This is a genomic window from Pseudoalteromonas sp. 120-MNA-CIBAN-0494, from assembly GCF_040308885.1.
GTDB classification, from domain to species: domain Bacteria; phylum Pseudomonadota; class Gammaproteobacteria; order Enterobacterales; family Alteromonadaceae; genus Pseudoalteromonas; species Pseudoalteromonas nigrifaciens.
The window spans coordinates 53151-67001 of record NZ_JBEOOE010000001.1; the positions used below are offsets into that span (position 1 = coordinate 53151).

At 40.4% G+C, this 13851-nt stretch carries 12 protein-coding genes; 5 read left to right on the forward strand and 7 right to left on the reverse strand.

Going from position 1 to position 13851, the window contains the following annotated elements:
* Positions 1 to 178 precede the first annotated feature (178 nt).
* Genes AAEY55_RS00255 through cydC form a run of 5 tightly spaced genes read left to right on the forward strand, consistent with a single transcriptional unit; the run spans position 179 to position 6572 of the window.
* Positions 179 to 1762: a cytochrome ubiquinol oxidase subunit I gene (locus AAEY55_RS00255; protein WP_011328676.1), complete on the forward strand. Its 1584-nt coding sequence runs from the start codon at positions 179 to 181 to the stop codon at positions 1760 to 1762.
* The gene (gene cydB, locus AAEY55_RS00260) at positions 1759 to 2898 is read left to right on the forward strand and encodes a cytochrome d ubiquinol oxidase subunit II (protein ID WP_089368552.1); all 1140 of its coding nucleotides are present in this window, start codon (positions 1759 to 1761) and stop codon (positions 2896 to 2898) included. The genes AAEY55_RS00255 and cydB overlap by 4 nt, the downstream gene beginning before the upstream one ends.
* A 12-nt stretch (positions 2899 to 2910) precedes the next feature.
* Positions 2911 to 3075 carry a cytochrome bd-I oxidase subunit CydX gene (cydX, locus tag AAEY55_RS00265; RefSeq protein ID WP_011328678.1) on the forward strand — a complete coding sequence of 55 codons (165 nt, stop codon included), beginning with the start codon at positions 2911 to 2913 and terminating at the stop codon, positions 3073 to 3075.
* Positions 3065 to 4840 (forward strand): thiol reductant ABC exporter subunit CydD, encoded by a 1776-nt coding sequence (gene cydD / locus AAEY55_RS00270; RefSeq protein ID WP_350549548.1) that lies wholly within the window; start codon positions 3065 to 3067, stop codon positions 4838 to 4840. The genes cydX and cydD overlap by 11 nt, the downstream gene beginning before the upstream one ends.
* Positions 4833 to 6572: a thiol reductant ABC exporter subunit CydC gene (gene cydC / locus AAEY55_RS00275; RefSeq protein WP_350549551.1), complete on the forward strand. Its 1740-nt coding sequence runs from the start codon at positions 4833 to 4835 to the stop codon at positions 6570 to 6572. The genes cydD and cydC overlap by 8 nt, the downstream gene beginning before the upstream one ends.
* Here the strand turns inward: cydC and AAEY55_RS00280 are convergent.
* The 7 genes from AAEY55_RS00280 to rseP all read right to left on the reverse strand — a co-directional run bounded on the left by AAEY55_RS00280 (position 6569) and on the right by rseP (position 13851).
* Positions 6569 to 6958, reverse strand: a complete 390-nt coding sequence (locus tag AAEY55_RS00280) for a septal ring lytic transglycosylase RlpA family protein (protein ID WP_089368555.1) — start codon at positions 6956 to 6958, stop codon at positions 6569 to 6571. The two genes, cydC and AAEY55_RS00280, sit on opposite strands and share 4 nt — an antisense overlap.
* Positions 6959 to 7111: 153 nt before the next feature.
* A complete protein-coding gene (gene lpxA, locus AAEY55_RS00285; RefSeq protein ID WP_011328682.1) occupies positions 7112 to 7882 on the reverse strand; it encodes an acyl-ACP--UDP-N-acetylglucosamine O-acyltransferase in 771 nt (256 codons plus the stop codon).
* 2 nt (positions 7883 to 7884) lie between these two features.
* Positions 7885 to 8337, reverse strand: coding sequence for a 3-hydroxyacyl-ACP dehydratase FabZ (fabZ, locus tag AAEY55_RS00290; RefSeq protein WP_011328683.1), 453 nt, complete (start codon positions 8335 to 8337; stop codon positions 7885 to 7887).
* A 27-nt stretch (positions 8338 to 8364) separates the two neighbouring features.
* Complete coding sequence (lpxD, locus tag AAEY55_RS00295) at positions 8365 to 9387, reverse strand: UDP-3-O-(3-hydroxymyristoyl)glucosamine N-acyltransferase (protein ID WP_011328684.1); 1023 nt, start codon at positions 9385 to 9387, stop codon at positions 8365 to 8367.
* 7 nt (positions 9388 to 9394) lie between these two features.
* Positions 9395 to 9913, reverse strand: a complete 519-nt coding sequence (locus AAEY55_RS00300) for an OmpH family outer membrane protein (protein ID WP_041454497.1) — start codon at positions 9911 to 9913, stop codon at positions 9395 to 9397.
* An 11-nt stretch (positions 9914 to 9924) separates the two neighbouring features.
* Positions 9925 to 12396, reverse strand: coding sequence for an outer membrane protein assembly factor BamA (gene bamA, locus AAEY55_RS00305; RefSeq protein ID WP_011328686.1), 2472 nt, complete (start codon positions 12394 to 12396; stop codon positions 9925 to 9927).
* A 96-nt stretch (positions 12397 to 12492) separates the two neighbouring features.
* Positions 12493 to 13851: a sigma E protease regulator RseP gene (gene rseP / locus AAEY55_RS00310; protein WP_350549556.1), complete on the reverse strand. Its 1359-nt coding sequence runs from the start codon at positions 13849 to 13851 to the stop codon at positions 12493 to 12495.

The following is a 13851-nucleotide window of genomic DNA, read 5'->3' on the forward strand; positions in this document are numbered from 1 at the left end:
TTGATACTGATTAAGCACTAACCGCTTATATTGCGTTTTGCTAATATAAATGTTGACTTCAAATGGTCAAAAGTAAATACTAATGTAACTTTCAGTAATTACTGAAACCTTATAAAATCAACGCACCCGTCAAATTATTGCTTTGTGCTGTAACTACATCACATATTAGGAGCTAAACATGATAGATGAAACCTTTGTGGATCTATCGCGATTGCAGTTCGCTGTTACCGCCCTCTTTCACTTCTTATTTGTACCTTTAACCATAGGTATGACTTGGATCTTAGTTATTATGGAATCGGTTTACGTTATGACCGGCCGTGAAATTTATCGCGATATGACTAAGTTTTGGGGAAAATTGTTTGGTATTAACTTTGCAATTGGTGTGGCTACGGGTCTTACCATGGAGTTTGAGTTTGGTACCAACTGGTCTTATTACTCCCATTACGTAGGTGATGTTTTTGGGGCTCCCCTTGCTATTGAAGGGTTAATGGCATTCTTTTTAGAATCAACTTTTGTGGGTATGTTCTTTTTAGGTTGGGACCGGCTCTCTAAACGCCAGCACTTAGGTGCTACCTTTTTAATGGCAATTGGTACTAACATGTCGGCGTTATGGATTTTAATTGCCAACGGCTGGATGCAAAACCCAGTAGGTGCCGAGTTTAATTACCAAACCATGCGCATGGAAATGACCAGCTTTGCAGAGCTGGTATTTAACCCTGTAGCACAGGTTAAATTTATTCATACCGTATCTGCAGGTTATGTTGCTGCATCTATGTTTGTGCTCGGTATTAGTGGTTATTATATTTTAAAAGGACGCGACTTAGCCTTTGCTAAACGCTCGTTTTCAGTCGCCTCTGGCTTTGGTTTAGCCTCTATTTTTTGTGTTATTTTGCTCGGCGATGAATCGGGTTATGAAGTAGGCGAAGTGCAAAAAGTAAAACTGGCCACCATTGAAGCAGAATGGCATACCGAAGAAGCTCCAGCAGCGTTTACACTTATAGGTTTCCCAGATTCAGAAAAGCAGGTAACTCACGGCGCTGTAAAAATCCCGTATGCATTAGGGCTTATTGCAACTCGCTCGCTCGATGAGCAAGTGACCGGTATTAACGATCTAGAAAAACAACACGAAGTGCGAATTCGTAACGGTATGATTGCGTACGAATACCTAGTAAAACTGCGCGCTGGTGATGACACGCCTGAAAACGTCGCTAAATTTAACACCCTAAAAGACGATTTAGGCTACGGCCTATTACTGAAGCGTTATACATCTGATGTAGTAGATGCCACAGAAGAGCAAATTCAAAAAGCAGTTAAAGACTCTTTTCCTAAAGTGGGCCCAATGTTTTGGTCTTTTCGTATTATGGTTGGCTGTGGCGTATTAATGCTGGGTGTGTTTATTCTTGCTTTTTACTATAACGCGCAGCGAGTTATTGAGCAAAAACGTTGGCTGTTATGGGCTACTGTTTTAAGTATTCCACTGCCGTGGATAGCCATTGAATTTGGTTGGATTGTGGCTGAATATGGTCGCCAGCCTTGGGCTATTTCTGAAATATTACCAACCTTTTTAGCAACTTCTACGCTAACGGTAAACGATATTTTAATTAGCTTAACTGGGTTTATTGTATTTTATACCGGCTTAGCCATTGTTGAAGGTTGGTTAATGCTACGCTTTATTAAGCAAGGCCCAAGCTCACTACATACCGGTAAGTATCACTTTGAACTACCTAATAACACCACTGAAGGTAGAGGAGAGCAATCATGATTTTTGATTATGAAACATTAAAAATGCTGTGGTGGTTGATCATAGGCATACTGCTAATTGGCTTTGCAATTACCGACGGCATGGATATGGGCGTTGCTATGCTGCTGCGCCTAGTGGGTAAAACTGATTCAGAGCGCCGCACCGTTATTAATACTATTGGCCCGCATTGGGATGGCAACCAAGTATGGTTTATTACCGCCGGTGGTGCACTATTTGCCGCGTGGCCTATGGTATATGCAGCGGCTTTTTCAGGCTTTTATTTTGCTATGATGCTGGTATTGTTTGCATTATTTTTTAGACCACTTGGGTTTGATTACCGCAGTAAAGTAGATTCAAAACGCTGGCGTAATAACTGGGACTGGGGCCTATTTGCTGGCAGTGCCATTCCTGCATTAGTATTTGGTGTGGCCTTTGGTAACCTCTTTTTAGGTGTGCCTTTTAGCATTGATAATTTTTTACGAGTAAGTTACCAAGGTTCGTTCTTTGCACTACTCAACCCATTTGCACTGTTAGTAGGTGTAATTAGTATTACTATGTTAATAGCTCATGCAGGTATGTGGCTACAACTGCGTACTGCTAGCTTAGTTGCAGAGCGCTCAGGGCAATATGGTCGTTATGCACTTATTCTATTTATTGTGCTATTTGCAGCAGCTGGTTTTTGGGTTGCTAATTTAACGGGTTATCAAATTGTATCTATGCCGGATACACAAAGCCATGCCGACCCACTGGCAAAAGTAGTTACAACTGCGCAAGGTGCTTGGCTAACTAATTACAGTGAGCGCCCTTGGACTATGACCTTCCCTATTTTAGCGTTTGCAATGGCACTCAGTGCATTGTTGTTCTCTAAATTAAATAAACCCGCATTAGGGCTTGCTTCAACAAGCTTAATGTTAATAGGCATTATTATGACGGCAGGCGTATCACTGTTCCCCTTTATTATGCCATCGAGTAATAACCCAAATATTAGTTTAACTATTTGGGATGCGGTGTCGAGCCATATGACGCTTAACGTTATGTTTGTTGCCGTAGTTATTTTTGTGCCAATTATTTTATCTTACACCATCTGGTGTTACGTAAAAATGTGGCGCCGCGTTACGGTAGAAGAAATAGAAAACAACCCTCACGGTAGCTACTAAGGAGACTAAACTATGTGGTATTTCGCTTGGATTTTAGGTGTACTTTTAGCCTGTACCTTAGGTGTAATAAATGTAATGTGGTATGAGTTTCAGCAAAATAAAGACAGTATTGCTGATGACGAGCAAGTAATGCATGATTTATTAAAAGAGACTAACACAACTAAAAATGACGACTAACACCCGCCCTGATCGCGCGCAACAGCAGTCTTTGCGCGCTTTTTTAAAGCGTCAAAGTAAACCCGCTGCAATGCTATTAAAGCTTAGCATTGCACTGGGTACTGTTAACGCATTACTCATGATTGCAGGGGCTTATTTACTTGCTCAGGCTATTCATAATGTAATTTTTGAACAGCAAAGCTTGGCTGAAATCACTTACTTATTATGGCCTTTGGCCGGTATTATTTTGCTTCGCGCGGTATTTTTAGCACTAAGTGAACGCTTTAGCGCTTATGCTGCACTTAAAATAAAGTCGGCAATGCGCCAAACCCTACTTAATAAGCTCAGTCTACTTGGGCCAAGCTATGTAGAGCAACATGGCCAAGGTGCTACCCTCAATACATTGCACAATGGTGTAGAAGCGCTACACGATTATTATGCTAAGTACCTACCTGGCGTTGCCTACAGTGCGCTTATTCCGCTGGCTATATTAATCGTTATTTTTCCGACAGATTACAAAGCTGGGCTAATATTTTTATTAACTGCCCCGCTCATTCCTTTTTTTATGATTTTAGTGGGCTCAAAAGCCGAAGCGCTTAATCAACAACGCTGGCAACAACTGGCGGTATTAGGGAATTACTTTTTTGATCGCGTACAAGGGCTTACCCAACTTAAACTATTTAACGCAACTAGCTTAGAGCTAAAACAAATTGCTAAAATATCTGATGACTTTAGACACGCAACACTTAGCGTATTAAAAATTGCTTTTTTATCATCATTTGCATTGGAGTTTTTAGCGACCATTAGTGTGGCATTAGTGGCAGTTATTATTGGTTTTAGATTGTTTTTTGGCACACTTGATTTTGCCACTGGTTTTGTAGTTTTACTGTTAGCGCCTGAATTTTATTTGCCGCTGCGTCAATTAGGCAGCCACTATCATGCGCGCTTGCAAGGTATAAGTGCCGCCGCCGACATGCTAATTATTTTAAATGCCCCATTGCCTGAGCAACAAAGTGAACACACTACTGACAACATTAGTGCCACTATAAGCTCAATTACTGTTAATAACCTTAGCTTTACCTACCCAAATAGTGACGAAGGAATAAAAAATATAAACTTATCTCTCCCCAATAAAGGGTTAATTGCCGTTGTTGGTGCCAGTGGCTCTGGTAAAAGTACCCTATTTGATTGCTTATTAGGGTTTCACCCTGAGGTAATTAAGCATATAAGTATTAATAAGCAAATTTTAAGTACTGCACATATTGGGCAATTACAAAATCGCATTGCGTGGATACCGCAATCAGCCACGTTATTTTACGACACTATTGCTGCCAATATTAAATTAGCTAAGCCTAATGCAACACTACAAGAGCTTGAACATGCAGCAAAGCAAGCAGGTGCTTTGGATTTTATAAAGGCACTGCCTGATGGTTTTAATACTTTAATTGGCGAGCAAGGTGAGGGGCTTTCTGGTGGTCAAAAGCAACGTATTGCCCTTGCCCGTGCTTTTATAAAACAAGCACCTATATTGGTACTTGACGAGCCTACCGCGCACCTTGATAGCGAAACAGAGCAAGTTATTCAACATGCTATAGCTGATTATGCAAAACATAATTTAGTGCTGGTTATTGCCCATCGGCTCAATACGGTCAAAAATGCTGAGCAACTTATTGTAATGCACAATGGCAAAATAGCTCAGCAAGGTTGCTTTAATAGCTTAGCGGCTGAAGCTGGTGAATTTGCCACTTTACTGCAAACAGCCCAGCAAGGAGCAGTTAATGCATAACTTTATTCGTTTACTAAAACTGTGCCGGCCTCACTACAAAGCCATGTTGTTGGGTACCTTTTTAGCCACTATTACAGTACTTGCTAATGTGGGGTTACTGGCTATATCGGGCTGGTTTTTAGCCTCAATGGCAGCAGCCGGTCTTGCCGGTACACAAATGAATTACTTTACTCCTGCGGGTACTATTCGCTTTTTAGCGATTGTACGCACCGCATCACGGTATGGCGAACGCTTAGTAACTCACAATGCTACGTTTTTAATGCTAAGTGAAATTCGCGTTAGTGTGTTCTCTACCCTCAGTAAACTCAATAATGTTGACTTAGCAATGAGCCGCAGCGCCGATTTAGTTAATCGGCTCCAAAATGATGTAGACGCGCTAGATAAGTTTTACTTAAACGTATTATTACCTATGTTAGTTGCGCTATTAAGCGTGCCTATTATTATGCTGTTTATGTCGGCATACAACGCCGATGTCGCACTTATTTGTTTTACTGGCATTGTTCTGATTGGCGTCGTTTTACCTGCTTTTCTTAGCGTTAAATTAAATAAAAACAGCCACAAAGAAACACAGTTAAGTGCACAGCTGCGCTCTGAGCTTTCCGATACTTTAACCGGCCTTAGAGAACTAAGTATTTACCAAGCTCGGGAGCAGCAAATTGCTAAGTGCGATGATTTAAGCGAGCAGTATAATCAGCAACTGTTTATTCGCCACAAGGCGCTGGCTAATACCGATGGTTTAAGTTTATTAGTTGTACAACTGGCCATGATCGCAAGTATTGTGACCATAGCGCCCCTGGTTTACAGTAATGCCATGGTTAATGTTGAGCTGGCAATGCTAAGCCTATTTGTGCTCGCCAGCTTTGAGAGTGTGTTACTCCTGCCAAATGCGTTTATTGAATTACCAAATGTGTTAAAAGCAGCTGAACGTTTATTTACGCTTGAAGATAAAGCCGCAAATGCTAATACGCAATATGATGCCGCTATAAATAATAATTTGGCTTTGCAAAATCCCTCACTAACACTTAAGAACATTAGTTATTGTTACGATAAACACCCAGCATTAAATGACGTGAGTTTTGAGCTAAAGCCGCAGCAAAAAGTGGCCATTGTTGGTAGAAGCGGCAGCGGTAAAACCACCTTAGTTAACTTACTCACCGGTTTATGGCCACTGCAACAAGGCAATATTACCTTGAGTGAGCAAGGCAACTGCGTTGATTTGCATTTATTAAGTAATGATAATCGAGCAAGGTTAATTAATATTTTGGCTCAACAGCATCATATTTTTGATGGCACTTTAAAAGAAAACCTATGCTATGCAGCGCCTAATGCAACTAAAGCGCAAATGCTAGATGCACTAGCGCATGCACAACTTAGCCCGTGGTTTACTGAGTTAAAATCGGGGTTAGATACCCGCTTAGGTACCGGTGGGCGTAATGTATCACAAGGTCAGTCGAGGCGGATTGCGATTGCGCAGGCTTTATTGCAAAACCCCGCTATTTTAGTGCTTGATGAGCCAACAGAAGGGCTAGATAATCAATCTAAACAAAGTGTAATGCATGCCATTATGCAAGTTATGAGTAACGCCAGTGTGCTTACTATTACCCATGATCCAGCCCTGCTTGAACATATGGATAATATTATTTGGTTAGAGGATGGGCGCGTAATAGCACAAGGCACCCATCAGCAATTACTTAGCGATCCTGCTTACACGTCACTTACTATCCGTTTTTAATTCGCTTTATCTATTACGGTAACTTGTACATCAATAACGCCGACTTTAGGGTCGGCTATCTTTTTAAACATACTGCTTGATAAATCTATAATACGCCCGCGTATATAAGGACCTCGGTCGTTAATTCTCACTATTACCGACTTATTATTTGCTAGGTTTGTTACTTTCACTTTAGTACCAAAGGCCAGCTTAAGATGTGCTGCCGTTGCTGCTTGCTGATCAAAGCGTTCGCCATTTGCGGTGGTTCTTCCTTGGTATTTATCGGCATAAAATGATGCTTTGCCAAGCTGTGTCAGCTCCCCTGAGCTTGATTTTACAAGTGGTTGACTACTACAACCTGCAAGGATAATAGCAATAAAAGTAACAGTGAGTTTTTTAAGTATCATTTAATAGCTTATGTAATTGATATAATTAGCTACTAGCCTACAGCTACTTGCCTGAGCTGATCCTGAATTACTCACTAATAATTATAAATAATAAGCAATAAAAAACCACCATCGATTACTCTTAGGTGGTTTTTTATATAAGCTAAAAGGCGTTTATCGTACGATACCGCGCTCTGAGCTTTTAACAAAATCTATCATTAACTGTACTGCTGGATACTTTTGCGCATCTTCGCTAAGTGACTCAATTGCTTCATCTACACCTAGGCTTTTACGATAAAATACTTTATAAGCACGGCGTACAGCCATTATCTCATCGCTTTGAAAACCACGGCGTTTCATGCCCTCAGTATTAATTGCAACTGGACCTGCAGGTATACCTATAGTGGTAACAAATGGTGGTACATCTTTATTAATAGCTGAATACATGCCTACAAATGCATGTGCGCCTACCTTACAAAACTGATGTATACCTGAGTTGCCCGCAAGAATAACCCAGTCACCAATATGTACATGCCCTGCTACACTGGCGTTATTAGCAAATATAACATTATCGCCAATCACTGCATCATGAGCAACATGGGTATAGGCCATAAACAGGTTATTACTACCTATAATGGTTACGCCCTGATCTTGAATTGTGCCACGGTGAATTGTAACGCATTCACGAATAATATTATTGTCACCAATAGTGAGCGATGTTGGTTCGTTGTTGTACTTTTTGTCTTGGCATGCTTCACCAACCGACGCAAACTGAAAAATATGATTTCCAGAACCGATAGTTGATGGGCCTTTAACTACAACATGAGACTCAATAATACAGTTATCACCAATGACAACATCATTGCCAATATAACTATATGGTCCCACTGAAACATTGCTGCCTAGTGTCGCGCCTGGTTCGATTATTGCCGTTGGATGAATCACAATTAAAACTCTCTTCTCGCACACATAATTTCGGCGCTACATACTAGCTTGCCATCGACTTTTGCTTCTGCTGCAAACTTCCATAAATTACGACGTTCTTTTAAAAACTCAACATGTAAATGCATAGTATCACCAGGAAGTACTGGTTTTTTAAAACGTGCATTATCTACAGCTGCAAACAAATACAATTCATTTTCGCTACGGTTTTCAACCGTTTTAAAGCCAAGTAACCCAGTTGCTTGAGCCATGGCTTCTAATATTAATACACCCGGAAAAATTGGCTGATTTGGGAAATGCCCGGTAAAAATGGGTTCGTTTATAGTCACATTTTTAATAGCATGCAAAGATTTGCCAGGTGTAAAGTCAATTACTCTATCAACTAATAACATCGGGTAGCGATGCGGTAATAAACTTAAAATTTCTTGAATATCAAGGCTATTTAATTCGTTTGCCAAAATAGCATCCTCATTAGTGTTCAACGTTTATGGCTTATTTAATTGCTCAAGTGCTTTAATACGGCTTTTCATTTCAGAAAGGTTACGCAAGTGAGCGATTGATTTACGCCATTCTTTGTTTGTAGTATGAGGTATACCAGATGAATAGATACCTGGCTCGGTGATTGATTTTGTCACCATACTCATACCCGTAATTATAACACCATCACAGACGCTCATGTGACCATTAATTGCTGTCATGCCGCCAATTTGGCAGTTTTTACCTATGGTGACGCTACCAGCAAGTACAGTACAACCAGCAATAGCTGTGCCTGAGTTAACTTCAACGTTATGTGCTATTTGGCATTGGTTATCAATAATTACATTACTATGGATAATAGTATCGTCAAGTGCACCACGATCAATTGTAGTACTTGCGCCAATTTCAACTTTATCACCAATAATAACAGAGCCAAGCTGAGGAATTTTAATCCATTGCCCACGCTCATTAGCATAACCAAAACCATCACTACCTATAACGCTATTGGCTTGCAACAAACAATCTGAGCCAATTTCAACATTATGATAAATAGTTACATTCGACCAAAGCTTAGTGCCTGAGCCTATTTTAACACCTTCACCAATAAAACTGTTCGGACCAATTTGTACGTTATCGTTAATTATCGCATTGCTTTCAATTACCGTATTAGCGCCAATAGCGGCACTTTTACTTACTGTCGCATTTGGGTGAACAACCGCGCTTGGATGAATGCCTGTTGCGGCAGAGCGTGGCGTCGTATCCATTAATTGCGCAAGCTTGGCGTAACTTACATACGGATTTGCAACTATTAGTTTATTGCCGTTAAAGTAAGGAGCATCTGCTTCACTAACAATGACAGCACTGGCTTGAGTCACTTCAAGTTGCGAGCGATATTTCTTATTCGCTAAAAATGCAATATGCCCTGAGCGGGCATGTGCAAGTGTTGCTATTTTTGTTATTTCTAAAGCGCCATCACCTTGCAGCTCGGCGCTTAGAAGTTCCGCTATTTGCGAAAGCGTATAATTTTGCATAACTTAATTATTTCTTACTCACTGCAGCAACTACTTTATTAGAAAGATCAGTTACTTTTTTAGGGTTAAAGTAAATAGTTGTATCTTTAACTTTAACTTCATCAAAGTCGCCATCTTTAGCAATGTCTTCAATTGTTTTGATAATTAAACCCTGCACTTTTGCAAGCTCTTGGTTTTGGCGTGCTTTAATTTCTTGCTCAAGAGGACGACCTACTTCAGCAAGGTTTTTTTGCATACCCTGAATTTTGTCACGCAGTTTATCTTTTTGCGCTTGGCTCATAGTGGTACTTTCACGCTTGAACTTTTCAGCTTCAAAGCGAATATCGCCTTGTAGCTTTTCTAACTCTTGACGGCGCTCTGCAAACTCAGTTTGTAGAGATTGCTCAATTTTAGCCATTTGTGGTATTTGCTTGTAGATTTCTTGCATGTCTACAATACCTACTTTATGTGCAAATGCACTTACCGAGGTGCCCATCATAAGTGTTGCTAAAACAGCTACTGCCGTTGATTTAAATAATTTATTCACAAAAAACTCCTTTAAAAGCTGTTACTAATATTAAAACTGATGGTCTTCGTATCGTCATCTTCTTCTTTTTGCAATGGATACGCAAAACTAATCAGCATTGGACCCATTGGAGAGATCCACTGTAATGATAAACCGGTTGAAACCCTAAAACGCATTGGATCAGAGTAATCATCTAATTTAGCTCGCTCATCGGCTGCTAAATTTTGGTAACGGTCTACGTTAAACTCGGTATCCCATACGTTAGCAGCATCAACAAAGAAACTGGTACGTACTGAACTGGTATTTTCTTCATCTAAAAACGGTGTAGGTACAATTAATTCCATACCTGCTACCGCTTTAGCATTACCACCAATTCGACCTTGTGGTACTAGCACATCAAATTCAGATGAGCCGCCTATATTACCTGTGGTTGAGCCATCTGGTAAAGGTGTACCCGGAATTGATTGCGGTATACGTGCAATTGCGCGTGGTAAAATTGTATTTCGGTCAAAACCACGTAGTTCCATTTCAGTAATACGGAAGTATTCTTGGAATGGCAGTACTTGGTCGTAGCCGTTAGTTGAGCCATAACCATTACCGTAACCTAACGCCGCACGGGTTGAGAACACCCAGCGATGGTCGTTCGATATTGGCCAGTAAAAACGCGAATCATAGTTTAACTTAAAGTATTTTAAGTCAGAATTCGGCGTTGTTGCTGTTAAGTTTAGGGTTTGACGTGAGCCCGCTGTTGGGAATAAACCACGGTTTACCGTAACGCGAGACCAGCCAGCACTTAACTCATATTTAGTAAAGTCAAAACCAGCATCTGGGTTGTCTTGGTCTAAGAAGGTTTCACGCAGTACACGCGTTTGCTCGTACTCTGCAATATCTGAAAGCTCTTCTTGAATCCAACGAACACCAAAGTTAATGCGGTTAACCGCATCAATTGGGAAGCCTATATTAGTCCCCAATCCATAGCTTTTCGACTTATAGTCGATCAAACTAAACTTACTTGCATCGTAGTTACTGTAAAAAATACTGCTACCTTGCGATACGCCATCTGGCGTGAAGTATGGGTCGGTATAAGACACGCTCACACGCTCAGAACCACGCGAGGTATTAATATTAAAGCCTATTTGATTACCAGTACCTAAAAAGTTAGATTCTGTTACACCAATATTAAACTGTAAGCCTAGGTATGAGCCATACGCTAAGCCGGCATTAAAGCTACCAGCCGACTGCTCTTTAACCGTAAAATCAACATCTACTTGGTCATCAACACCTGGGACTGGCACAACGTTAAAATCAACTTTTTCCATATAAGGTAAACGCTGAATTTGTAATTTTGAACGCTCTAAGCTTTGGTTAGATAACCATGCGCCTTCAAGCTGTGTCATTTCGCGGCGTAGCACTTCATCTGCAGTACTTTGGTTACCACCAACAATAATCCGGCGCACATAAACACGCTTACCAGGGTTAACCGATAAGGTTAGTTGTACTTCTTGATTTTCGTCATCAATTTGCGGAATTGTGCGTACTTCAGCATTGGCATAACCAAAACGCGCTAAGTAGCTTTTTATAAATTCTTCTGAAGAGGTAACCACTGAGCCGTTATATAACTCACCCGCTCGTAGTGGAATAACACTTTTAATTAAGTCTTCGCGACCAAGTAAGTCACCAATAAAGTCAAAACCTTTAACTTTATATTTAACCCCTTCTGTTAAGTTAGCTGTAACGTATACAGACTCACGCTCTGGGCTAACCGACACTTGGGTAGAGTCTATGTTAAAACGTAGGTAACCACGGTCTAAATAAAAGCTACGAATTTTTTCTAAATCGCCTTCAATGGTTTGTTTTTGGTAGCGGTCGCTGCCCATAAACTGCCACCAAGGTAAGTCTTGTTGCGACTCAGCCAGTTGTAATAGCTCTTCATTAGAAAAAAGTTCATTACCTACCAAGTTAATTTGACGAATTGATGCAGCATCACCTTCATCAAATTTTAATTTAAGTTTAACCCGGTTACGCGGCAGTTTAGTGATACTAATATCAACTTTAGCGTTGTATTTACCAATACTATGGAAAAATTCAGTTAAGCCTTTTTCTATATTATCAATAACGGTTTTATCTAGTGGCTCGCCTTGGCGAATATTTTGCTGATCAAGTGACTGATTAAGCTGCTCATCTTTAATATCTTTATTGCCATCAAACTCAATAAAGCTAATTGTTGGGCGTTCAGTTACTTTAAAAACAACGTTATTACCGTCGCGTAGCGCTTTTATATTGTCAAAGTGACCTGAGCGGTAGAGAGACTTGATTGTTTTTGAAATCGTGTACTCATCAACATTATCGCCCACGTTAATAGGAATATGCGTTAATGCAGCACCCAGTGCTACACGCTGTAAACCTTCAACTTTGAGATCTTCAACAATAAAGGAGTTTTGGCCTAGGGCTGCAAAGCTTGCACCCAATAAACTTGAAACTACCAAATGTTTTTTTATAGCCATTTTATTATATTTATCCTTTACAACTGTATTACCGCTTAGCATCGAAAAGTAAATTTACGAGCTGTACAATCGTGGTTCTAATTAGTCATTGTCACGTTAAAACGACAAACGCGATACATCATTGAACAAAGCGAAACATGTTAAAAAAATGAGTAGTAACGCACCCACTTTAAAACCAAACTCTTGTGTCTTTTCAGAGACTGGCTTTTTACGAAAAAGTTCAATTATGTAATACATTAAGTGTCCGCCATCAAGCACTGGCAAGGGCAATAAATTAAATACACCCAAGTTAACACTGATCAGTGCTAAAAAGCTTAAAAACGCAACGAAACCGTAGCTTACGCTAGTCCCCGCGCCTACGGCAATGCCTACTGGGCCACTTAAATTTTTAACCGAAATCTGGCCTGTAATTAAATTACCTATCATATCAAAGCTAAGGGTAATTAATCGCCACGTTTCTTTACTACCTCGCACAATACTATCGAGCGGGCCATAATGTCTAGTTTCTATATAACCTTGCGGCCATTTTTCTACTATTGGTGCAACCCCTAAAAAGCCTTGCTCTATGCCCTGAGCGTTAACCCTAGCTTGAGGTATTACCGATATTATTTTTATAGTGTCTTGTCTTTTTACACTAAATTGTAATGATTTGTTAGCCGATTGGGTAATAAGATTAACTAATTGCTGCCAATTGCTTATTGTTTCGCCATTTACAGCCACAATAGTATCATTTATTTTTAACCCTGCCAGCTCTGCAGCAGAGCTTTTAGTAACCGCAGCAATACTAAGTGTTGCTTGTGGCCTAAATGGTACTATGCCTAGAGAGCTCAATGGTGGCACGTCTTGCTGATCAAGTTTCCAGCCGTCTAAATTGAGCATTTTTGTTTGCAGCTGATAGTTTTCGTTACGTACAGTTACTGCAACGCTTTTATCACCTAAACTCGACATAAGCGCAAAGGTTGCGTCTTGCCAGGTGGTAATTTCATCATCACCAATTTTAGTAATTTGTTGGCTCGGCATTAATCCCGCTTGCGCTGCACGACTGCCTTCAACCACACTGCCAACAACAGGTTTTACTGATTGCACACCCACCATATACATAACGGCAAGTGCAAATATAGCAAATATAAAGTTAGCAACGGGCCCCGCAGCAACAATCGCTATACGCGCTTGTACCGACTTAGCATTAAATGATAAATGACGCTGATTTGCAGGTACTTCATCAACCCGCTCATCGAGCATTTTTACATAACCACCCAAAGGTATGGCTGCTATAACGTACTCGGTATCGTATTTATCACGCCATTTTAGCAATGGTTTACCAAAGCCGATAGAAAAGCGCAGCACTTTAACGCCGGCTTTACGCGCCACCCAAAAGTGGCCGTATTCATGTACTGTAACTAAAATACCCAGCGCTAAAATAAATGAGCCGAGATTCCAAAAAAAATCGAACAT